The organism is uncultured Bradyrhizobium sp. (assembly GCF_947648125.1).
Lineage (GTDB): Bacteria > Pseudomonadota > Alphaproteobacteria > Rhizobiales > Xanthobacteraceae > Bradyrhizobium.
Map to the genome: position 1 here is coordinate 189171 of NZ_CANSMR010000002.1, position 22134 is coordinate 211304.

Below are 22134 nucleotides of genomic sequence, written 5' to 3' on the forward strand. Positions count from 1 at the left end.
GGGGCGATGCGGAGCATCGAACCCGGAACCTCGAGATTCCACAATGCGCAATTGCGCATTGGGGCTCGTCCTTCGGACGCCCCGGAATGACAGTGTCAGCTTAATCCAGGTGGAATTTCTCCAGCTGGCGGTGCTCGGCCTTGATGTAGCGCACGGTGCCGGTGACCGAGCGCATCACGACCGTCTCGGTCTCGATCACGTCCTTCTTGAACTTCACGCCTGAAAGCAGCGAGCCGGTGGTGACGCCGGTGGCGGCGAACAGGCAGTCGCCCTTGGCCATGTCCTCGATGCCGTAGATCATCTTCGGATCGATGACACCCATCTTGTGCGCGCGCTCGCGCTTCTCCTCGGTGTCGAGGATCAGGCGGCACTGCATCTGGCCGCCGATGCAGCGCAGCGCGACCGCTGCCAGCACGCCCTCGGGCGCACCGCCGGTGCCGATATACATGTCGACGCCGGTCTCATCGGGCTTGGCACAGTGAATGACGCCGGCGACGTCGCCGTCGGTGATCAGCTGCACGGCAGCGCCGGTCGAGCGCACGCTGTTGATGATGTCGGCATGGCGCGGACGGTCGAGCACCAGCACATTGATGGCGGAGGGATCGACACCCTTCGCCTTGGCGAGCCGGCGGACGTTGTCGGCCGGCGGCGCGTCGAGCTCGATCACGTTCTTGGCATAGCCCGGACCGATCGCGATCTTCTGCATGTAGACATCAGGCGCGTGCAGCAGCGTGCCGCCATCGGCCATCGCCATGGTTGCGATCGAGCCCGGCATGTTCTTGGCGCACAGCGTGGTGCCTTCGAGCGGGTCGACGGCGATATCGACCTTCGGGCCGGCGTTGAGGCCGACCTTCTCGCCGATGAACAGCATCGGCGCTTCGTCGCGCTCGCCCTCACCGATCACGACCGTGCCCTCGATCGGCAGCTTGTTGAGCTCGCGCCGCATCGCGTCGACCGCGGCCTTGTCGGCGGCCTTCTCCTGGCCGTGGCCGCGCAGCCGCGCGGCCGACACCGCCGCGCGCTCCGTCACGCGCACGATTTCGAGCGTCAGGATGCGCTCGAGCAGCATCTGCGGCGGAACGGAAATATGGGTCGACATCGGCGTACTCCTTAAAGCCTCGGGGACAGGCCAGCCTGCCCGCATCAATCGTCTCACGCCCGACCCGTTCAGGCCATGCGCTAGTTTTTCTCGATCCGGATCACCTGCGGCCGGCCGCTGATGACCTTGTCGCGCTGCACTGCGGCCAGCGCACGATGCACCGCATCCTCACTGGTCGCATAGGTAATCAGAATGACCGGGACCGGTGAAGGTTTTTTGGCCGCACCGTTCACATCGACGCCATCCGGATGCCGTTGCACGATGGACTCCAGAGATATCTTCTGTTCCGCGAGCCGGGTGGCGATTGTTGCGGCAGTGCCTGCAAGATCGCGCGCCATCAGGCGGATATAGTAGCCACCCTCGTGGCGTTCCATCGGCGCCTTGGTGGTGTCGCGCAACCGCTCCACCGGACGTCCGAACGGCTTGGCACGGATGCCGCGGGCGACATCGGCGATGTCGGCGACCACGGCAGAGGCCGTCGCACCGCCGCCGGCGCCGGGGCCGACCAGCGTGATCGGCGGAATCCCCTCGCCGTCGATTGCGACAGCATTGGTGACGCCCATCACCTGCGCGATCGAGGATGATTTCGGCACCATAGTCGGGTGCACGCGCTGCTCAATGCCCTTTGCCGTGCGCACGGCAACGCCGAGCAGTTTTACGCGGTAGCCGAGTTCCGATGCAGCCTTGAGGTCTTCCGGCGTGATCGAGGAGATGCCTTCGACATAGACCGCGCTTTCCGCGACCTTGGTTCCGAAGGCGAGGCTCGCCAGGATCGCAAGCTTCTGCGCGGTGTCGTGACCGTCGACGTCGAATGACGGGTTGGCTTCCGCATAGCCGAGACGCTGGGCGTCCTTCAGGCATTCCTCGAACGACAAACCCTCCTGCTCCATCCGGGTCAGGATGTAATTGCAGGTGCCGTTGAGGATGCCGTAGACGCGGTTGACGCTGGTGCCGGCGAGACCCTCGCGCAGCGTCTTGATGACCGGGATCGCCGCACCGACCGCCGCCTCGAAATTCAGCGCGCCGCCGTGCTTCTCGGCCGCGGCGGCAAGCCGCAGCCCGTGCTTGGCGATCAGCGCCTTGTTGGCTGTCACGACCGACTTGCCGGCCTTCAGCGCGGTCTCGATCGCGGACAGCGCTGGATCGCCGGCGCCGCCCATCAACTCGACGAAACAGTCGATATTGGGATCTTCGGCCAGCTCCTGCGGGGTCTTGGCCCATGCGACGCCGCGCAGGTCGAGGCCCCGCTTCTTGGCTTTCGAGCGCGCGGTGACGGCGACGACGCGGATACCGCGGCCGCTGCGCTCGGCCAGCGCCCGTCCTTGCGTTTCGATGAGGCGGACGACATCGGCACCGACGGTGCCGAGCCCCGCTATGCCCACGTTCAGGGGTGCGACCATGGATTTAAGGGACCTGGAGATTAAGCAACCTGGAAGGATTAGCGTCGATTGGCGAGAGGAACGACGTTGTGCAACGTTTCGATGCCGCTTTCAAGGAAGCGGCGCACGCCGCGCGCGGCCTGCCGGATGCGCTGCTCGTTCTCCACCATCGCGATGCGGACATAGCCTTCGCCATGCTCGCCGAACGCAACGCCGGGCGACACCACGACGCCGGATTTCTCCACCATCAGGGTCGCGAACTGCATGCTGCCGACCGCCTCGAACGCCTTGGGCAGCGGCGCCCAGGCGAACATCGAGGCCTGCGGCGGCGGAATGTCCCAGCCGGCGCGGCCAAATGACTCAACCAGCGCGTCGCGGCGCTTGCGATAGGTGTCGCGCATCTCGCGGATGCAATCGTCGGGACCGTTCAGCGCGGCGGTCGCCGCCACCTGGACCGGCGTGAAGGCGCCGTAGTCGAGATAGGATTTGACCCGCGCCAGTGCGGCGATGATGCGCTCATTGCCGACCGCAAAGCCCATGCGCCAGCCCGCCATCGAGAACGTCTTCGACATCGAGGTGAATTCGACGGTGACGTCGAGCGCACCGGGCACCTGCAGCACCGACGGCGGCGGATTGTTCTCGTCGAAATAGACCTCCGCGTAGGCCAGATCCGACAGGATGAAGATGTCGTGCTTCTTCGCGAACGCGACCAGATCCTTGTAGAAGTCGAGGTCCGCCACATAGGCGGTCGGGTTCGACGGATAGCAGACGATCAGCGCGATCGGCTTCGGAATCGAATGCTGGATCGCCCGCTCGACCGCCTCGAAGAACTGCGGCGTCGGCTCCGACGGCACCGAGCGGATCACGCCGCCCGCCATCAGGAAGCCGAACGCATGGATCGGGTAGCTCGGATTCGGGCACAGCACGACGTCGCCGGGCGCGGTGATCGCCTGCGCCACGTTGGCGAATCCTTCCTTCGAGCCGAGCGTCGCAACCACCTGGGTATCGGGGTTCAGCTTGACGCCGAAGCGGCGCCCATAATAGGCGGCTTGGGCCTTGCGCAGGCCGTTGATGCCACGGGAGGCCGAGTAGCGGTCGGTCCGCGGCTTGCCCAGCGTCTCCTTGAGCTTCTCGATGACGTGGGAGGGGGTCGGCAGGTCCGGGTTCCCCATGCCCATGTCGATGATGTCGGCCCCGGCATTGCGCGCGGCCGCCTTGGCCTGGTTGACCTTTTCAAAGACGTAAGGCGGCAGACGGCGAATGCGGTAGAAATCTTCCATGGGACCCTTGCTCCGACAACCGCGATGCCAGAATCGTCCCCCTTGGTCTGCTTGCGGAAGCCGGCTCGGCCTCTTACAGAAATCGCACTGAATCAATGACTTAGAGCGAATTCAGGCGCACGATCTGGGGGCTGCGGCCGGATCTGCGGTTGAATTGAGTTTCTTTTAGCACGGACGCCGGGCGGCGCCAGCGCTGATCGGCCGATCTTGCGCGCTCACTTCCCGCTTTGGGCGGCCGTCGAGGCCTGAGCCTGGGCCTGGCGCTCACGTGCGGCGATCAGCTCCTGCTCGATCTTGGCCTGATCCGCCGGCTTGATCGTCGGATCGGCGCGGTCGGGCGGAATATCGTGCACCGGGAGGTAGCCGTTGGCATCCTTTTGCCGCGCTCGCGCATCGGCCGGCATGGCCATATCGGCGATCGTGCTCGAGCACCCGCTCAGCGCCACCATCGACGCGAGCAGCGCTGCGGCCGCGAGCCCCCTGTTCATTCGATCGATCGGCATGCGCCGAATTGTCCCCAACAAGCTAGCGCGCACGTCGCACGTTGCCGACACGGGTCGCACTGGTACGAGCCTTGCAGCGTCCCCGCTGCATCTAATCCTGGCTTTAGACGTTTCAAACCATTGTCGCCCGAAACGCCTAAACCGGGAACACCAAAAGCGACCCCTGAGGCTTCAATATGACGGAACAAAGATTTTTTTATCGCACCGCAACAGAGCGAAACATCGGCTTTTGACCGATTCTCGCTACCGCACCGCGCGATGACGCCCTCCAAACGACGCGATATTGTCCCTCAGATGAGCAACGTCAGTACCGACACCCAAGCCACCCCGAAATTCAACGCCGAAGCCTTCGCCATGAACATCGCGCGGGCGATGGAGAGCAGCGGTCAGGCGCTGGCAGCCTATCTCAAGCCGCGCCAGACCGGGGAAGTCCGCGACAAGCCGCCGAACGAGCTCGGTGAGGTCATCAAGACCTTCAGCGTGATCGCCGAATACTGGCTGGCCGACAAGGAGCGCGCCTCCTCGCTGCAGATGCAGCTCGGCAAGGATTACCTCGATCTCTGGGGATCCGCCGTGCGCCGCATGGCCGGCGAAGCCGATGCCAAGCCCGCGATCGCGCCGGCCCCGCGCGACAAGCGCTTCCAGGATCCGGAGTGGAAGTCGAATCAGTTCTTCGACTTCATCCTCCAGCTCTATTTGTTGACCGCGAAATGGGCGCAGCAGCTGGTCCACGACGCCGACGGAATCGATCCGCACACCCGCAAGAAGGCCGAATTCTACGTCCAGCAGATCACCAACGCGCTGGCGCCGTCGAATTTCGTGCTCACCAATCCGGAAGTGCTGCGCGCCACGGTCGAGACCAATGGCGACAATCTGGTGCGCGGCATGAAGATGCTGGCCGAGGATATCGAGGCCGGCCACGGCACGCTGCGGATTCGCCAGTCCGATTCGAGCAACCTCGAGGTTGGCGTCAACATGGCGACGACGCCGGGCAAGGTGATCTACCAGAACGAGCTGATGCAGCTGATCCAGTATTCGCCGGCGACGGAGAACGTGCTGCGCACGCCGCTCCTGATCGTGCCGCCATGGATCAACAAGTTCTACATCCTCGATCTGCGCCCTGAGAAATCCTACGTCAAATGGTGCGTCGACCAGGGCATTACGGTGTTCGTGATCTCCTGGGTCAATCCGGACAAGGAGCTCGGCAAGAAGACCTGGGCCGACTACATGGCCGAGGGCCCGCTCACGGCGATGGACGTGATCGAGAAGGTCACCGGCGAGTTGAAGGTGCACACCGCGGGCTATTGCGTCGGCGGCACCCTGCTTGCCTCGACGCTCGCCTATCTCGCCGAGAAACGCCGCCAGCGCGTGACGTCGGCGACGTTCTTTGCCGCGCAGGTCGACTTCACCCACGCCGGCGACCTCCTGGTGTTCGTCGACGAGGACCAGATCTCGGCGCTGGAACGCGACATGCAGGAATCCGGCGTGCTCGAAGGCAGCAAGATGGCGATGGCCTTCAACATGCTGCGCTCGAACGACCTGATCTGGTCGTATGTCGTGAACAATTATCTGAAGGGCCAGTCGCCCTCCTCGTTCGACCTGCTGCACTGGAATTCGGACGCGACGCGGATGCCGTCGTCGAACCACTCCTACTATCTGCGCAACTGCTACCTGGAGAACCGGCTGTCGACCGGCACCATGGTGCTCGACAACACGCTGCTCGATCTGTCGAAGGTGAAGGTGCCGGTCTACAACCTCGCGGCACGCGAGGATCACATCGCGCCGGCGGAATCGGTGCTCTACGGTTCGCAGTTCTTCGGCGGCCCGGTGAGGTATGTGCTGTCCGGCTCCGGCCATATCGCCGGCGTGGTCAATCCGCCCGCCTCGAAGAAGTACCAGTACTGGACCAACGACAATATCAGGGACATCAAGCTCGCCGACTGGCTGAAGGGCGCCGAGGAGCACAAGGGTTCATGGTGGCCCGACTGGCGCGGCTGGCTGGAAAGCCATGATCCGGAGACGGTGCCGGCGCGCATCGTGGGCTCGAACGGGGTGTCAGCGCTCGAGGACGCTCCGGGCAGCTATGTCCGCGTCCGCGCGTAGCGCCGAGTCTTCGCGTAAGCGCAAAGTCTTCGCGTAGCGCCAAGTCTTCCGCTCAGCTATAAACAGGTGGTCCCGACGGTCGGGAATCGAATTCACGTGAGGGGGAGACGATGACGCGCGAACTGTTCTGGCTGTCGCTGACGGTGATCCTGACCGGGCTGCTGTGGATTCCCTACATCATCAACCGCTGCCAAGTGCGCGGCCTGTCCGGCGCCATGGGCAATCCCTCGCGCACCGACAAGCCGCACGCGGAATGGGCCAACCGGCTGATGTTCGCCCATGACAACGCGGTCGAGAACCTCGTGATCTTCGCGCCGCTGGTCTTGATCCTCAACGCGGCCGACTATTCCACCAAATGGACCGTGCTGGCCTGCGCCGTCTATTTCTGGGCCCGCGTCGCGCATCTGATCGTCTACACGCTTGGGCTACCGGTGTTCCGCACACTGGCCTTCACGGTCGGTTTCATCGCCCAGGCGGTGCTGGCGATCGCGATCTTCAAGATCGTCTGAGCAACACATTCGCGCCGGCGGCGGCGACGACCGCGCCGGCGCTACTCCTCGCCCTTGCGCACCACGATGTGCAGCATCGTCGCGGGCACCTCGTCGAAACTCTTGATCTCGCTGGTGTCGGACGAGACTTGCGTCCACGCCCCTGACGCCGCGTAGGTCGCCGCCAGCCAGTCGGCGGCGGGATAATTGTAGTAGCGGCCGATGCTGTCGCGGCCATCGCCATGGCCGATCTTGTAGCTCGCGTAGAAGATGCCGCCGGGTTTCAGCGCCCGATGGACGCGGCCGAGGATGCCGGCCAATTCGTCGCGCGGCACATGCAGCAGGCAGGCGCTGGCCCAGACGCCGTCATAGGCCTCGCGATCCTCGAGCTGATCGAACAGCATCGCCTCGACGGGATGGTTGATGCGTCGCGCCGCAACCTCAGCCATCTCGGGCGATCCGTCGGTCGCACGCAGCACGAAGCCTTCGGCAAGCATGACAGCAGCATGATTGCCGGCACCGCAGCCGAGTTCGAGGATCGCGCCGCCCGGCGGCAGCAGCTTGAGAAAAGCTATCAGCCGGGCGGACGGCGCTTTCGCCCACCCGGCATAGGCCTCGGCATTGCGCCGGTAGAATTGCAGCGTGGCGTCGTCCAAGATGCGCCCCTCGCCGTCAGCTGTCGGCCAGCCCGAGCATCAGCCGCATGTTCTGGACCGCGGCGCCCGAGGCGCCCTTGCCCAGATTGTCGAGCCGGGCAACCAGCACGGCCTGGCGGTGCTTGTCGTTGGCGAACACGTAAAGCTCGAGCTGGTTGGTCTCGTTGAGCGCTTCCGGCTCGATCCGCCCGTCCTTGCTGGCCTCATTCTGCAGCGGCATCGCCGAGACGTATTTGCTGCCGGCGTACCACTTCGCCAGAACGGCTTGCAGGTCGGCGCCCGTCGGCTTGCCCGGCAACGCGTCGAGCTGTAGCGGCACCGAGACCAGCATGCCTTGCCGGTAGTTGCCGACCGACGGGACGAAGAGCGGGCGCCGCGTCAGATGCGAATAGAGCTGCATCTCCGGCACGTGCTTGTGTTCGAAGCCGAGACCGTAAAGGTGGAAGGCCGGTGCCGAACCATCCTCGAAGCTCGCGATCATCGACTTGCCGCCGCCCGAATAGCCGCTCACCGCATTGATGGTGACGGGATAATCCGCAGGCAGCAGGCCGGCGTCGACGATCGGCCGCAGCAACGCGATCGCACCGGTCGGATAGCAGCCCGGATTGGAGACCTTCCGAGCGGTACGGATCTTGTCGGCCTGGCCGGGCGCGAGCTCGGCGAAGCCGTAGGCCCAGTCGGGCGCGACGCGATAGGCGGTCGACGCATCGAGCACCTTCGGCGCCGAATTGCCCATCGTGTCAATCAGCGCGACCGTCTCCTTGGCGGCATCGTCCGGCAGGCAGAGGATCACGAGATCCACCTCCTCCATCAGCGCACGCTTGGCGCCCACATCCTTCCGCTTGTCCTCGGCGATGTGCTTCACCGCGACGTCGCCGATGGAATGCAGCCGCTCCTGGATGCCGAGGCCGGTGGTGCCCGAGCCGCCATCGACGAACACGGTTGCCTTGGTCGCACCGCTCTTGGTCTTTGGATTGGTATCGGTGAGGGTCATGGCACGTTCCTTTCGAGCTCATTCGTTTCGTTTGCTAACACATCTGGCCGCACCTGCGCCGCCAATCCGGGGCTGTTATCCCGAGATTGAGCGCATCCTCGTCCACGACAAGAACCCCTGCTCACGGAAACAGCGCAATCTGCTCCAGCCCGGTGGTTTCGGGCAAGCCGAACATCAGGTTCATATTCTGGATCGCCTGTCCGGCCGAACCCTTCACAAGATTATCAAGCGTCGAGAGCACGATGGCGCGGTTCTTGATCCGGTCGGCGACGACGCCGATCTGAACGTAATTCGAACCGCGCACGTTCTGCGTCTGTGGCAGCACGCCCTTCTTCGTCACATATACGAACGGCTCGTTGGCGTAGGCCTTTTCCAGCTCGGCGCGCACATCGTCCGGCGTAGCCCCGTTGAGCTTGACATAGGATGTGCAGAACTCACCCCGCGCCATCGGAATGAGATGCGGGGTGAAGTTCACTGTCACAGCCGAGCCAGCGGCTGCGCCGATCTCCTGCTCGATCTCCGCCGAGTGTCGATGGCTTCCGATCGAATAGGGCGACAACCCTTCGCCGGCCTCGCTGAACAGCGTGTTCTGCTTCAGTCCGCGTCCGGCACCGGTGACGCCCGACTTTGCATCGATGATGATCTCGTCGACGTCAATCAGCTTTGCCTTCGCCAGCGGAACAAGCGCCAGCAGCACCGCCGTCGGATAGCAGCCGGGACAAGCCACCAGCCGCGCGGCCGTGACCTTCTCCCGGTAGAGTTCGGTCAGCCCATAGACGGCCTCGTCCTGCAATTCGAGCGCCCGGTGCTCATGGCCGTACCATTGCGCGTAGCTGTCTTTGTTGCGTAGCCGGAAATCCGCGGACATATCGAGGATCTTGATTCTGGGATTGGCTTTCAGCACCGCGGCGATGATCTCTTGCGTCGTCCCATGTGGCAGTCCGCAGAACGCGGCATCGAGCCGCGTCCAGTCGACTTTTTCCCATTCCACGAGTTTTGGCAGGTCGAGCATGAAGAAGTGAGGAAACACCTCGCTCATCGCCTTGCCGGCATGGGTGTTGGCGGTAAGCGCGGTGATTTCGGCATTCGGGTGCCGCGCCAACAGGCGCACGGCGTCGGCGCCGGTGTAGCCGGACGCGCCCAAAATTCCGATTTTCTTCTTCGTCATTACGCGCTCCTCGGAAGCGTAGTCATCTCGGCCTGTACCATCGCGAAAGCCTGCGGGCGCACATCGCGCATCAAAGCCGCGATGTCCCGGGCACCGGCTTCGGCCTGCAATGCGAGCGTGTTGCCGACCGCCGCGAAATCGGTTTCAGACTTGTGCTGGTTCAGCTTGAAACTGCCCTCCACCTCTTCCACCATCATCTCGAGGCCCACGATAGCCTTCTTCATGGCTTCCAGCCGCGCGGCGGTCATCTTGCCCGACACCCACGGCTTTTTCGGCAGCAGCCGGTCCTCGAACTTGGCGCTCAGCACGTCGATCTGAACGGCAAGTTCCTCGTCCGACAGGGTCCGCACCGGCCCGGTCAGATGCACGGCCTGATAAAGCCAGGTCGGCACTTGATCGGGCGACACATACCAGTCCGGCGACACATAGGCATCCGCGCCGGTGACGGCCAGCAGCCAAGGGCCACCGTGCGCCAGCTTTACCAGCGGATTGTGACGGGCAACATGAAACAGCGCCTGCGGCGTACCGTCAGCGGCATAGGTCAAATAGAACGGCAGCGCCGAGGCGATCGGCTTGCCGCCGTCCCACGCGCAGGCGATGCCGAAACCGCGCGCTTCCGCGAACGCAAGGCTCGCGGCGCGGTCAGGCTTGAAAGGCGGTGGCGTATACATGGTCTTGAGCTCCTGCGTGACGAAGGAGCCGCCAGATCAAACCGCGTGTCTTTTTTCAGGAGAGCGCCGCGGGAGGAGATCCGGCGGCAGAGGCGATGGTCTTAAACGCGAGCGACCGCCCATACCGCGAGAATGCGGCGGCGGCGAGCGATGATGATGGTCGCGGCGTTGATCATGGGCGCGGCTATAAGGCCGCGCCCGTTTTGCGTCAAGGAGAACCGTTCAGATCGCCGGATTCCACGGCGCCGGCACGACGCGGTAGCCGTTGCCGTCCTTGACGACATTGCCGAGGCCCGGGAACGGATAGTGATAGCCCTGCACCTGGAGCCGCTCCGCGACCACCATGTCGTAGATCCGGCGACGGGTCTTCTCCGCGACGTCGCCGTCCTGGTCAAAGAACGCATGCCAGCCGGGATTGGCCGCGAACAGGTTCGGATTGTTGGTAACGTCGGACTGGATGAAGACCTTGTCCGCCCCCGAAGCCAGCACGTAGGAGGTGTGGCCCGGCGTGTGACCGACGGTCTCGACCGAGGTCAGGCCTGGCGCGATCTCCTTGCCCCACTCGTAGGGCGTGACCTTCTTCTTCAGGCCGGCCTCGAAGATATTGCGGTTGTTCTTGAACAGGCCCTGCATGCGGCCGGCGGGCGCCCGGCTCATCTCGCCGTCGTCCATCCAGAACTTCCATTCGGTCGCCGGCACCAGCACTTCGGCATTCGGGAACGCCGGCGTGCCCTCGGCCGTCAACAGGCCGTTCACGTGGTCGGTATGGAAGTGCGAGATCACGACCATGTCGACATTCTTGGGATCGAAGCCGGCCGCGGCGAAATTGTCGAGGAACTGGCCACTGGCGCCCTTTGTGCTGGCTTTCGCCAGCGCGCCATTGCCGGTGTCGATCACAACCAGCTTGCCGCCGGTGTTGAGCACGAGCGGCGCGTACCAGATCGACACCATGTCGCGCGGCATGAAGGCCTTCTCCAGCGCCGCGTTGATATCGTCCCGCTTCGCATTCGGGATGAAGGAATCTTCCAGCTTGAAGACATTCTTGCCGTCCGACACCGCGGTGACGAGGATGTCGCCGACCTTGTAGCGATAGAAGCTCGGCGCCTGCTTGTCGGCGACGGGCGCGGCGGCTACCGAAGGAACGACAGGCAGCAACGGTGCGGCGGCGATGCCGGCAGCGCCTGCGAGAGCGTGACGTCGTGTCAAATCCATGTGTTGTCCTCCAGCGAAACGGTGACGGCGATCATGCTTGTTGGGCGAGGTTTTACCAGCGATACAATCGTCGTGCGATGACGGTTGCGCGAGCCCGCCATCGTTCGGGCTAACCCCTGCGCCGTGGCCTTATTCCGAGGAGGGCCGCCGGCAAACGGCTCCCGCCACGGTTCGAGTTGCGGGCAGATTGGAAGTTCACAGGCCACCGAAGACGTTGCGCAGGAGCCCTAAAAAGCCGCCGCCGCCCAGCAATCCCTGGAGGCGCGTGCGGGCGAGCGCATTACCGCGGTCGGACGCCCTGCTGTACCATTTAATGGCCTCCTTGGTGTCCTGCGGAACGCCCGTGCCGCTTTCATAGGCGTACCCCAGATTGTATTGGGCCTCACTGTCGTTCTGATCGGCTGCAATCCGGAGCAACGCAATGCCCCGCGACAGGTCCAGCGGCAATCCACGGCCCTTGATGTAGAGCAGCGCGAGGTTTCCCTGTGCCCAGGCCGAGCCCTGATCGGCGGCCTTCGAAAACCAGTTGGCCGCCTGCTGATAGTCTTGGGCCAATCCGGCACCGTCCCGATACAGCCGCGCCAAGTGGGACTGACCGAACACGTCGCCCATTTCAGCGGCCTTGGTGTACCATTGCGCTGCGATCTTCTCATCGCGCGCCGTACCAAGCCCGTACTCATATGCATAGCCCAGCTTCCCCTGGCTGTAGGAATCGCCCTGCTCGGCAGCCATCAGAAACCAGCGGTTCGCCTCGGCGTAGTTGCGCTCGACGCTGTAGCCGCTTTCGTACATGTAGCCCACATAGGATTGAGCCCGGGCGTTGCCACGCTCGGCATAAGGTCGGAGCAGAGCCATCGCGCGCACGTAATTTTGCGCCTGATACGCGTTCACACCATCGGTAAAGTCGGCGCTGATTTCAGTGACGAGCGGCACCGGCCTCGGCGTCAATCCGATCGGCCCGTATTTGAACTCCGTGAACTTGTCCAAGCCAGCCTTGATCGCCGCGGCAAATTCCGCCGGACAGACAGCGGCGTCAACGCTGAACCGCACCAAGGCGCTGGAGCGGATCGTGTGGCCATCCAGCGTCGCGGTCGCGTTGACATCGATACGCCCCGTCGCGACGCCGTATGCCGTGTTGCCGCTGAAACTCTTGCTATAGGTGACCGGCGCTGGCTTTTCGTAGAAGTTCGTTCCCTCAGGCACGGTCAGCGAACTGGTCTCTCGATATTCAAGCGAGCGGCACGGAAACGCCCGGTCGGTTGTTGGCCCGCTGGTGGCTAGCAGCAGCAGCGAGGGGCGCGGGTCGGTCAGGGGCAGCATCCTGATCCGCTCGGGATGATTGAGGCCGACGGGCTTGCTGATCTGGAAGGTTGCGGTGATCGCGTAGCTGTCGGACAGGTCGCGCGGGTTCGGGAAGCTGTAGTCGCCGGTACCGCTCAGCCCCGCCTGCTCGATCAACTTCCTGGCGCCCTTCTGCCGGTCCACCGCGTCAAGGCCCAGTGCAACGGATCGTCCAATGGCTGCTCCCAGTCCATTGCCGGACAAGACCGAACGAGCCTCACGTGTGCCGTCGCTATGCAGCGTGTATTCGGTATCCGCTGCCAGCACGAAGCGCTGCGGTGCCGACATCGGGATACGGGCCATCGTCCCCTTGTCGATATTGAGCGCGGGTTTGCCGCCGAGATTCGGCGGCAAGGAATCGAACGCCACCAGCGACGAGGTCGGGTCGAGATAACGGTCAATTGCCGGAACATAGACGATCGCATGGTCGAAATTCTGCGTCGCGACCTCAGTCAGCGTGTACTGCGGGCCGGCATTCACCACGGCAAGATTGGCTTCGATCCCCTGAACTGCGAGCAACGCCTTGAGGATCGTCGCATGCGCCTTGCAGTCGCCGTAGCGCGCCGCGAGGACCGCGGATGCGGGTTGCGACGTCAAACCACCATCATCGAGCCCGATCCCAACGTACCGGATATTCCGCGCGACCCAGTTGTGAATTCGTTCAACTTTGCTTCGGGCGTCCGAGGCGTCGCCGACAATCTCGGCAGAGAGCTTTTTCAAACTCTCGTCAGGCCGCGCCATCGGCGCGTTGCGGGCATTCAACATCGCGGCAAAAGTCGCATAGTCCGCGAAGGTACTGACCTCGAACCGCCGCGCATCGTCGAATGCCCCCGCATCGAGCTCACGCGACGTCGGCGTTTCTTGCCTGAACAAAACATGATGGACGATCCGGTCGCCCCGCCTCTCCTCTTCATGTTCGACATTGCGCAACGCGACATGCAACGGCTTCGACGCAGGCACATCGAGCGTGAGCTCCATCACCTCGCGAGGTTGATCCGCCATTTGGCTCCAGTAGCCCGCAAATTCGCCGGGAAACACGGCTCTCTTCGCCTTGTAGATCAACCGCCCCTTGACCCTGTCGCCGGGAGCGACGTCCGGATAGGCAACCAAGCGCTGCCGCTGCTCGTCAAAATAGGGAGAGGAGGCGTCCGTCGAGGCAGGCTGGTCGCGGACTGCTCGTTCGTCGACCGCAATGACCCGGCCATCGGCCTTCAACGTAGCAAGCTCGCTGGATGACAGCTCACTAAAGTAGCTGTTGTAGCGGAAGGTTCGTTGAGCGAGTACCTCGGCCCCCTTCTCATTGAGCGCCTGGGCTTCGAAATCGAATATGGTCGTGCTCAGACCCTGCTCGTCGACAGTAATCTCATAACGGCTGACCGTCCGCCGCCAGCCTGGATCGATCCAGACCCGGTGCTGTTCCGCAGTCGTTGATGCCGTTGAGTCGGCTGCGGCAAAGCCCGACGGTGTCAGCAGCAGCAAAGCGGAAAGGAGACAGATGCGCGCGATCATGGTGATGCAAGCCCGGCGACGACCAAAACGTCGGCTGTTGAGCTAGCACCGGGAAATTACTGTCGCCTCGCCTGGATAGAAAGACTTTTAGGTTTCCCTTTTCGCGTGTGGGCACCCGCCTGATGTCGCGGACCGACCGCCCTACACCACCCGCCACATCCACTCGGCGACCTGGCCGATGACGTCGCCGAACAGCAGCAGCGCCGCCGACCAGACCAAGGCGGAGACGAAATTGGCGATCTGGAATTGCCAGTACGACATCTCGAAAATGCCGGCCGCAAGCGGCACCGAGGCACGCAGCGGGCCGAAGAAGCGGCCGATGAAGATGCTGGGCACGCCCCAGGTCTTCACGAACGCCTCGCCGCGCGGCAGGATCTCGGGGTAGCGCGACAGCGGCCACATCTGCGCGACCTGCTCCTTGTAGCGATAGCCGAACCAGTAGGAGACCCAGTCGCCGAGTGCAGCCCCGATGCCGCCCGCGATCCAGATCGGCCAGAAGCTGATTCCGCTGACGCCGATCAGGGCGCCGATCGCAACCAGCGCGCCCCAGGCGGGCACCAGCAACGAGATGAAGGCGAGTGATTCAGCGAACGCCAGCAGCATGACGATCGGAGCGGCCCAGGCCTGGTGGTGGCGGACGAATTCGGCCAGGGCCCGCGTAAAGTCTTCCATCTCGTCGAGTGCCTTCCGCTCCGTTGAACCTCGAATGAACCTTTCTAGCAGCTCGCAGCCTAAGAACAGGTAAGCCAGCCCATTGCGTGACATCAAGTCACAAAGGCGGGGATCAAACGTGATTTCCCGCAAGGCCCCTGCGCTCCAGGCTGGCTGGCATATCCCTCATAAGAAAAGGAATCACTTGATGATCGGGTCACTGATGATGTGCGTCGGCGTTCTCGTCTTGTTGTTCGGAATGCTCGCGGGCATCGCCATGGGTATCCAGCACGACTTCACGTTGGGGCCGGCACATGCGCATCTCAATCTCGTCGGCGGCGTGCTGCTGTTCCTGTTCGGCCTGTACTACCGGCTGGTGCCGGCGGCAGGAACCATGTTGCTCGCCAAGATCCAGGGCTGGCTGCATATCGTCGGCGGCATCCTGTTTCCGGCTGGCGTTGCCGCCGTGTTGCTGAAGGGTCCCTCGTTCGAGGCGGCACCGATCGTGGGATCCTTGATGGTGGTCGCCGCAATGGCCCTGTTCACGATCGTTGTATTCCGCACCTCGCGGGCGTAATCGCAGGCTCCTATCTACACAGGCGGCTGGGCCCTCACGGCGCGGCCGCCCCCATTTGGCAGCCCATCCGTGGCATAGTCAGAGCAACCGATTCGCTGCGCCCAGTCCGGCGCGCCACTTGAAGAACCATGTCCAAGACATTGAAATCGAACGCAAAAAACAAATCTGACGAAGATCTGTTCGGAGCCCCGGAGCGGAAGGGACGCGCCCCGGCGAAGGCTGCTTCCCGACCCACGGGAGGCGCCGAAGCCGGCTATACGGCGGCTGATATCGAGGTGCTGGAAGGGCTGGAACCGGTCCGCCGGCGGCCCGGCATGTATATCGGCGGTACCGACGAGAAGGCGCTGCACCACCTGTTCGCCGAGGTGATCGACAACTGCATGGACGAGGCGCTCGCCGGCCACGCCACCTTCATCGACGTGGAGCTGACCACCGACGGCTTCCTGACCGTGACCGACAATGGCCGCGGCATTCCGGTCGATCCGCATCCGAAATTCCCGAAGAAGTCGGCGCTCGAAGTCATCATGTGCACGCTGCATTCGGGCGGCAAGTTCGACTCCAAGGTCTACGAGACCTCGGGCGGTCTGCACGGCGTCGGCGTCTCCGTGGTCAACGCCCTCTCCTCGCGCCTCGAGGTCGAGGTCGCGCGCAGCGGGCAGTTGCACCGCATGACCTTCGAGCGCGGCCATCCCAAGGGCAAGCTCGAAGACCTCGGCAAGATCAACAACCGCCGCGGCACGCGTATCCGCTTCAAGCCGGACACGGACATTTTCGGCGCCAAGGCGGCCTTCAAGCCGCAGCGTCTGTTCAAGATGACGCGCTCGAAAGCGTATCTGTTCGGCGGCGTCGAGATTCGCTGGCGCTGCGACCAGGAGCTGCTGAAGGGCGTCGAAGACGTCCCCGCGGAAGCCAAGTTTCACTTTCCCGGCGGCCTGAAGGACTATCTCGCCGCGGCGATCCACGCCGACACGCTGGTGCATCAGGATATCTTCTCCGGCAAATCCGGCCGCAGCGGCGCGCATGGCGCGTGCGAATGGGCGGTGGCCTGGACTGCCGATGCCGACGGCTTCCTGTCGTCCTACACCAACACGGTGCCGACACCCGATGGCGGCACGCATGAATCGGGTCTGCGCAGCGCACTGCTGCGCGGCTTGAAGGATCACGCCGAGCGCGCCGGCCAGGGTAAGCGCGCGGCCTCCATCACGTCGGAAGACGTGATGGTGGGCGCGGCGGTGATGCTCTCGGTGTTCGTGCGCGAGCCTGAATTCCAGGGCCAAACCAAAGACCGCCTCGCCACCGCCGAAGCGCAGCGCATCGTCGAACAGGCGATGAAGGATCCGTTCGACCACTGGCTGTCAGGCAATCCGAACCAGGCCAACCGGCTGCTCGACTTCGTGATTGATCGCGCCGAGGAACGGCTGCGCCGCCGCCAGGAGAAGGAAACCGCGCGCAAGACCGCCGGCAAGAAGCTGCGTCTTCCCGGCAAGCTCGCGGATTGCTCCGATGCCGGCACCGAAGGCTCCGAACTCTTCATCGTCGAAGGTGACTCGGCCGGCGGCAGCGCCAAGCAGGCGCGCGATCGCAAGACACAGGCCGTGCTGCCGCTGCGCGGCAAGATCCTCAACGTCGCCTCCGCCGGCAAGGACAAGCTGACCGCCAACGCGCAGCTCTCCGATCTCGTGCAGGCGATCGGCAGCGGCACGCTCGCGCACTACCGCGAAGAGGATCTGCGCTATCAGCGCATCATCATCATGACCGACGCCGACGTCGACGGCGCACACATCGCATCGCTCCTGATCACCTTCTTCTACCGGCAGATGCCGCGGCTGATCGACGAGGGACATCTCTATCTGGCGGTGCCGCCGCTCTACAAATTGAAGCACGGCACCAAGTCGGTCTACGCGCGCGACGACGCGCACAAGGAAGAGCTGCTCAAGAGCGAATTCAACGCCAACGCCAAGGTCGAGGTGAATCGCTTCAAAGGCCTCGGCGAGATGATGCCGGCGCAGCTGAAGGAGACCACGATGGATCCGGCCAAGCGCACGCTGCTGCGCGTGGTGCTGCTTGCCGACGATCGTGAAGGCACCGCCGACTCGGTCGAACGGCTGATGGGCACCAAGGCGGAAGCCCGCTTTGCCTTCATCTCCGACAAGGCCGAATTCGCGAGCGACGATCTGCTCGACGTCTGAGGCCCAACCAACTGATTTGAAATGATTTTTCCGGCCGCCCCAGATCGGGGCGGCCGTTTTCATTCGCCCTTTCGGAGAGTGCCTGCGGTTTCGTTTTCGGGCCGTTGTGTCTCACCCGCAACAGCATTTCCGGCGGAACCACGTATAGTCCGGACATGAGTTTCGGGAATCGGTGCCATCGCGCCCCCGTCAGCGACCCGATCGAACGCTAGTCGAGGATTTGGATATGAAGAAGATTTTGCTCGCTCTGACCGCGGTTGCTGCGATGACGGGTTCCGCGTCGGCTGCCGATCTGGCCGCCCGCCCCTACACCAAGGCCCCGGCCCCGATCGCAGTGGCGCCGAGCTGGACCGGCTTCTACATCTTCGGCGGTGGCGGCGGCGGCGTCTGGGACGCTGACACCGGCGTCCAGTCGACCGTCACGGGCGCGCCGATCCTCGGCTTCAACCAGCGCCAGGGCGGCGATGGCTGGTATGGCACCGTCGGTGCCGGCTACGACTGGCAGACCGCCAACAGCTGGGTCCTCGGCGTGTTCGCCGACGGTCAGTTCGGCAGCCTGAAGGGCACGATCCAGGATCAGGGCCTCGGAATCGCCGGCAACATCAAGAACGACTACAGCTGGGCCGCCGGTGCGCGCCTCGGTTATCTGGTCGCTCCGAACGTTCTGTCCTACGTCAACGCCGGTTACTCCAGCTCGCACTGGAAGGGCACCACCCTGTTCAACACCGCAACCGCTCTTCCGGTCGGTGGACACACCAACGGCTTCGATCGCAGCGGCTGGTTCGTCGGCGGCGGCGTCGAGAACAACCTGAACATCTTCGGCATCACCGCGCCGGGCTGGTTCATGAAGACCGAGTACCGCGCCGCTTACTACGACAACAAGAACATCTCGGAACTCGCCGACGGCACCAACATCTCGAACGGCCGCGACATCACCTTCAAGCCGCTTGTCCAGACCATCAGCACCTCGCTGGTCTACCGCTTCAACTGGACCGGTCCGGTTGTTGCCAAGTACTGAGCTGAGTACTGATCCCTGCTGACAAAGCAGATGAAAAGCCCCGGCATTGTCCGGGGCTTTTTTGTTGCCCGAACGGCTTCGAGAATAATCTCGCGCGCACGCCTCCCGGTGCAGGGCCGACCGGCCGCGCCCGATCTGGTCAGCGCTCTGACGATCGGGCACTCTCGCCCCAGGTTCAAACCACAGCGGACAACAACGCGGACAACAACAATGAGAAACGGACAGTTTGATCTCTCGGGCCGGGTCGCGATCGTCACCGGCGGCAATGGCGGCATCGGGCTTGGCATGGCGCGCGGCCTGGCGGATGCCGGCGCGGCGGTTGCCGTGGTCGGCCGCAACGAGGCGAAATCGAAGGCCGCCGTCGAGGATCTGGGCAAGCGCGGCGTCAAGGCGATCGCGGTGGCAACCGACGTGACCGACAAGGCCGCCGTCGCGGCGATGGTCGAGCAGGTCATCGGCGAGCTCGGCCGGATCGACATCCTCGTCAACAACGCCGGCATGAGCATCCGCAAGCCGCCGCACGAGCTTGAGCTCGACGAGTGGAGCCGCGTGATCGACACCAACCTCACCAGCGCCTTCCTGTGCTCGAAGGCGGCCTATCCGGCGCTCAAGGCCTCGGGCCACGGCAAGATCATCAATATCGGCTCGATGATGTCGATCTTCGGCGCGAGCTTCGCTGCGGCCTATGCCGCCAGCAAGGGCGGCATCGTGCAGTACACCCGCGCCTGCGCCAACGCCTGGGCCCCCGACAACATCCAGGTCAACGCCATCCTTCCCGGCTGGATCGACACCGATCTGACGAAGGGCGCGCGCCAGCAGGTCGCCGGGCTGCACGAGCGCGTGCTCGCACGCACGCCGGCGGCCCGCTGGGGAGCCATCGACGACTTCTCAGGGATCGCCGTGTTCCTCGCCTCGCCGGCGTCGGACTTCGTCACCGGCACCGCGATCCCCGTCGACGGCGGCTATTCGGTGATGGCCTGAAACACAGGATCCATGAAACACAAGAGCCCCGGCGCTGGCCGGGGCTCCTGCATCCTGTTCGCCTCAGTAGAGTTCAGTAGCGCGCGATCACCGGCGCGTCGAACTTGTAGTTCATACGCACCACCGCCCATTGGATGTCGCGCGGCTTGGCGTCGAACGTGTAGGTGCCCGCAGCGGTCCCGGCGAGCTGATAGGTCTGACGCTCGAAGGCTGCGTAGTTGTATTCGACGCCGATGGTCCAGTTGCGGGTGATGCCGTATTCCCAGCCGGCGCCGACCGTCCAGCCGCTGGCCCAGTGGGTCTGGCTGCCGGAGCCGGTTGCCGGCGGAACGTTGTCGACGACGGACAGGCGGTTGTTCACGCCGGCATAGCCGCCCTTGAAATAGAGCAGATTGTTCTGGATCGCGTAGCCGGCACGGCCGACGATCGTCGCCATGACGTTCGAGCGCCAGCTGAATTGATCGTCGCGGGCGACGCCGAATACCGTGTTGGTGACGCGGCCGGAATTGTCGAGCCCGGAGATCGTGCCCTCGACGCCGAACACGAAGTTGTTGGCCTGCCAATTGTAGCCGATCTGACCGCCACCCATGAAGCCCGAGCCGCGTTGCCGAAAGCCCTGGCCGGGTGCGAGATCGCCGAACGCCGTCGTGTTCGCGCTGTTGACCCACTGCTCATTGGTCCAGGCGCCGCCGAGATGGCCGCCAATGTAGAAGCCGGACCAGTTGTAGACCGTTTCCACATAGGCCGGCGCCTTGGTGTATGGACGGGCGGCAAGGTCGGCGGCCGATGCAGCACCGACGCCGAGCGCCGTGGTCACGGTGAGCGCAGCAATGAATTTGGCATGAGACATGGTGGCATCCCCAGATTGTCTGATGGGGATGAGCTTTCCCAGAGAGACCCTTACCAAAAGCAAACCGCGGGAACCGGTCGCGCAGAATCCACATGCGTCGGTTTCGAATCATGTCTGCCTGTTGCAATCACGCAACTTCTAACGGCTCCCTTAAGGAGCTGTTATCCTTGATAAATTCCTTCGCCGCGCGCGATGCCTGTCAGCTCGCCGCCGGCGAATGCACGTGCTCCGGCCGCACCCCGACCGCAACAAGACGCGCCGTCAGCCCTTGCAGCCAGGGCATCGCGGTAATCAACCGCAACGCCAACGGCACCGGTTGATCGCCGCCCTTCAGCGCGGCGCTGATGATATTGTTCTGCGCGATCACCTGCATGCGCTGGGTTACCCGCACCGGGAATTCGCGGCGACGCCGCACGGCATCGAGCTCGTCCTCCGTCGGACAGCCCTGTGCGAGCTTGGCCGCCAGGATGTTGGCGGTCGCGACCGCGTCCTGCACCGCGAGGTTGACGCCGACGCCGCCGATCGGCGACATCGCGTGCGCGGCGTCGCCGATACAGAGCAGGCCGGCACGGCTCCAGCGCGTCAGGCGATTGATCGCGACCGTGAGCAGCTTGACGTCGTCAAAACTCTTCACGTCTGCAATGCCGGCCTTGAGAATCGGCGCGAGCCGCAGCACGTCGTCGAGCAGCGCCGGCAATCCCCTCGCCTTCACGGCCTCGTATTGTCCCTTGGCGATCACATAGGCGCACTGCCAATAGTCGCCGCGATCGAACGTCACCATCATCTTGCCGTGGTCGATGCGGGCGAACAGATTCTCGGTCTCGTCCCGACGCCGCCCGACGCGAAACCACAGCACGTCCATCGGCGCGCCGATCTCCTCGACGACGAGGCCGGCACGCTCGCGCACGATCGAATGGCGGCCGTCGCAGCCGATGGTGAGATCCGCCTCGATCTCGATGGGGCCATCAGGCGTGTTGACGTGGACGCCGGCGACAGCATTGCCGCGCCGGATCAGGTCGGTCGCCTCGGCGCTCATCAACACCTTGAGCGAAGGGAAACGCTTGCCGCTCTCGCGCAGGAAATTGAGGAAGTCCCACTGCGGCATCATCGCGATGAACGGATATTTGACGCTGAGGCGGCTGAGGTCGGCGATCCGCACCGAGGTGCCGCCGAACATGCCGTCGAGCTTCTGGATGTTCTGGTGCGGCAGCTTCAGGAAGCCGTCGATCAGACCGAGCTCGTCCATCACCTGCAGGGTCGACGGATGCACGGTGTCGCCGCGGAAGTCGCGGAAGAAATCGGAGTGCTTCTCCAGCACCACGACATCGACCCCGGCGCGTCCGAGCAGATAGCCGAGCATCATGCCGGCCGGCCCGCCGCCGACCACGCAGCAGCGCACCTTCATCCGACGCGTCTTCGGCGCCGCCGGCTTGCCTGCATCCATGATGCCGTCCTTATCGCTGCT

General features: G+C 63.9%; 19 protein-coding genes. 6 read left to right on the forward strand and 13 right to left on the reverse strand.

Annotated elements, in window-relative coordinates:
- Positions 1-100: 100 nt before the first annotated feature.
- The 4 genes from glpX to Q0030_RS04550 all read right to left on the reverse strand — a co-directional run bounded on the left by glpX (position 101) and on the right by Q0030_RS04550 (position 4261).
- Entirely contained in the window at positions 101-1099 is a 999-nt protein-coding gene (glpX, locus tag Q0030_RS04535; RefSeq protein WP_298363471.1) for a class II fructose-bisphosphatase, read from the reverse strand.
- Between the two features lie 80 nt (positions 1100-1179).
- A complete protein-coding gene (locus Q0030_RS04540; protein ID WP_298363472.1) occupies positions 1180-2499 on the reverse strand; it encodes a homoserine dehydrogenase in 1320 nt (439 codons plus the stop codon).
- A gap of 38 nt (positions 2500-2537) precedes the next feature.
- On the reverse strand, positions 2538-3758 hold the full coding sequence (locus Q0030_RS04545; RefSeq protein ID WP_298363473.1) for an LL-diaminopimelate aminotransferase: 1221 nt from the start codon (positions 3756-3758) through the stop codon (positions 2538-2540).
- Between the two features lie 215 nt (positions 3759-3973).
- Complete coding sequence (locus tag Q0030_RS04550) at positions 3974-4261, reverse strand: hypothetical protein (RefSeq protein ID WP_298363474.1); 288 nt, start codon at positions 4259-4261, stop codon at positions 3974-3976.
- A 294-nt stretch (positions 4262-4555) separates the two neighbouring features.
- Here Q0030_RS04550 and phaC point away from each other — a divergent pair, with 294 nt between their 5' ends.
- Positions 4556-6364 (forward strand): class I poly(R)-hydroxyalkanoic acid synthase, encoded by a 1809-nt coding sequence (gene phaC, locus Q0030_RS04555; RefSeq protein WP_298363476.1) that lies wholly within the window; start codon positions 4556-4558, stop codon positions 6362-6364.
- Positions 6365-6474: 110 nt separating this feature from the next.
- Entirely contained in the window at positions 6475-6873 is a 399-nt protein-coding gene (locus tag Q0030_RS04560) for an MAPEG family protein (RefSeq protein WP_298363477.1), read from the forward strand.
- A gap of 41 nt (positions 6874-6914) precedes the next feature.
- On the opposite strand, the gene Q0030_RS04565 is transcribed toward Q0030_RS04560, so the two are convergent.
- The 7 genes from Q0030_RS04565 to Q0030_RS04595 form a co-directional block, all read right to left on the reverse strand.
- Entirely contained in the window at positions 6915-7508 is a 594-nt protein-coding gene (locus tag Q0030_RS04565; protein WP_298363478.1) for a class I SAM-dependent methyltransferase, read from the reverse strand.
- Positions 7509-7524: 16 nt separating this feature from the next.
- Positions 7525-8502 (reverse strand): N-acetyl-gamma-glutamyl-phosphate reductase, encoded by a 978-nt coding sequence (gene argC / locus Q0030_RS04570; RefSeq protein WP_298363479.1) that lies wholly within the window; start codon positions 8500-8502, stop codon positions 7525-7527.
- A gap of 121 nt (positions 8503-8623) precedes the next feature.
- Positions 8624-9670, reverse strand: a complete 1047-nt coding sequence (gene argC / locus Q0030_RS04575; RefSeq protein ID WP_298363480.1) for an N-acetyl-gamma-glutamyl-phosphate reductase — start codon at positions 9668-9670, stop codon at positions 8624-8626.
- Entirely contained in the window at positions 9670-10341 is a 672-nt protein-coding gene (locus tag Q0030_RS04580) for an FMN-binding negative transcriptional regulator (protein ID WP_298363482.1), read from the reverse strand. Before Q0030_RS04580 ends, argC (Q0030_RS04575) begins: the two co-directional genes overlap by 1 nt.
- A gap of 222 nt (positions 10342-10563) precedes the next feature.
- Positions 10564-11553 (reverse strand): MBL fold metallo-hydrolase, encoded by a 990-nt coding sequence (locus Q0030_RS04585; RefSeq protein ID WP_298363483.1) that lies wholly within the window; start codon positions 11551-11553, stop codon positions 10564-10566.
- 195 nt (positions 11554-11748) lie between these two features.
- Positions 11749-14403 (reverse strand): DUF3857 domain-containing protein, encoded by a 2655-nt coding sequence (locus Q0030_RS04590; RefSeq protein WP_298363484.1) that lies wholly within the window; start codon positions 14401-14403, stop codon positions 11749-11751.
- Positions 14404-14544: 141 nt separating this feature from the next.
- On the reverse strand, positions 14545-15075 hold the full coding sequence (locus Q0030_RS04595) for a DedA family protein (protein ID WP_298363485.1): 531 nt from the start codon (positions 15073-15075) through the stop codon (positions 14545-14547).
- Between the two features lie 187 nt (positions 15076-15262).
- Between Q0030_RS04595 and Q0030_RS04600 the strand changes: the two genes are divergently transcribed.
- From Q0030_RS04600 to Q0030_RS04615, 4 genes are all read left to right on the forward strand, one after another.
- Positions 15263-15631 (forward strand): hypothetical protein, encoded by a 369-nt coding sequence (locus Q0030_RS04600; protein WP_298363487.1) that lies wholly within the window; start codon positions 15263-15265, stop codon positions 15629-15631.
- A 128-nt stretch (positions 15632-15759) separates the two neighbouring features.
- A complete protein-coding gene (gene parE, locus Q0030_RS04605) occupies positions 15760-17820 on the forward strand; it encodes a DNA topoisomerase IV subunit B (RefSeq protein WP_298363488.1) in 2061 nt (686 codons plus the stop codon).
- A gap of 226 nt (positions 17821-18046) precedes the next feature.
- On the forward strand, positions 18047-18838 hold the full coding sequence (locus tag Q0030_RS04610; RefSeq protein WP_298363489.1) for a porin family protein: 792 nt from the start codon (positions 18047-18049) through the stop codon (positions 18836-18838).
- 210 nt (positions 18839-19048) lie between these two features.
- Complete coding sequence (locus tag Q0030_RS04615; protein ID WP_298363490.1) at positions 19049-19819, forward strand: glucose 1-dehydrogenase; 771 nt, start codon at positions 19049-19051, stop codon at positions 19817-19819.
- Between the two features lie 73 nt (positions 19820-19892).
- Here the strand turns inward: Q0030_RS04615 and Q0030_RS04620 are convergent, their stop codons facing one another.
- Both Q0030_RS04620 and Q0030_RS04625 read right to left on the reverse strand, forming a co-directional pair.
- Positions 19893-20669: an outer membrane beta-barrel protein gene (locus Q0030_RS04620; RefSeq protein WP_298363491.1), complete on the reverse strand. Its 777-nt coding sequence runs from the start codon at positions 20667-20669 to the stop codon at positions 19893-19895.
- A 199-nt stretch (positions 20670-20868) separates the two neighbouring features.
- A complete protein-coding gene (locus Q0030_RS04625; RefSeq protein WP_298363492.1) occupies positions 20869-22113 on the reverse strand; it encodes an FAD-dependent oxidoreductase in 1245 nt (414 codons plus the stop codon).
- Between the last annotated feature and the right edge of the window lie 21 nt (positions 22114-22134).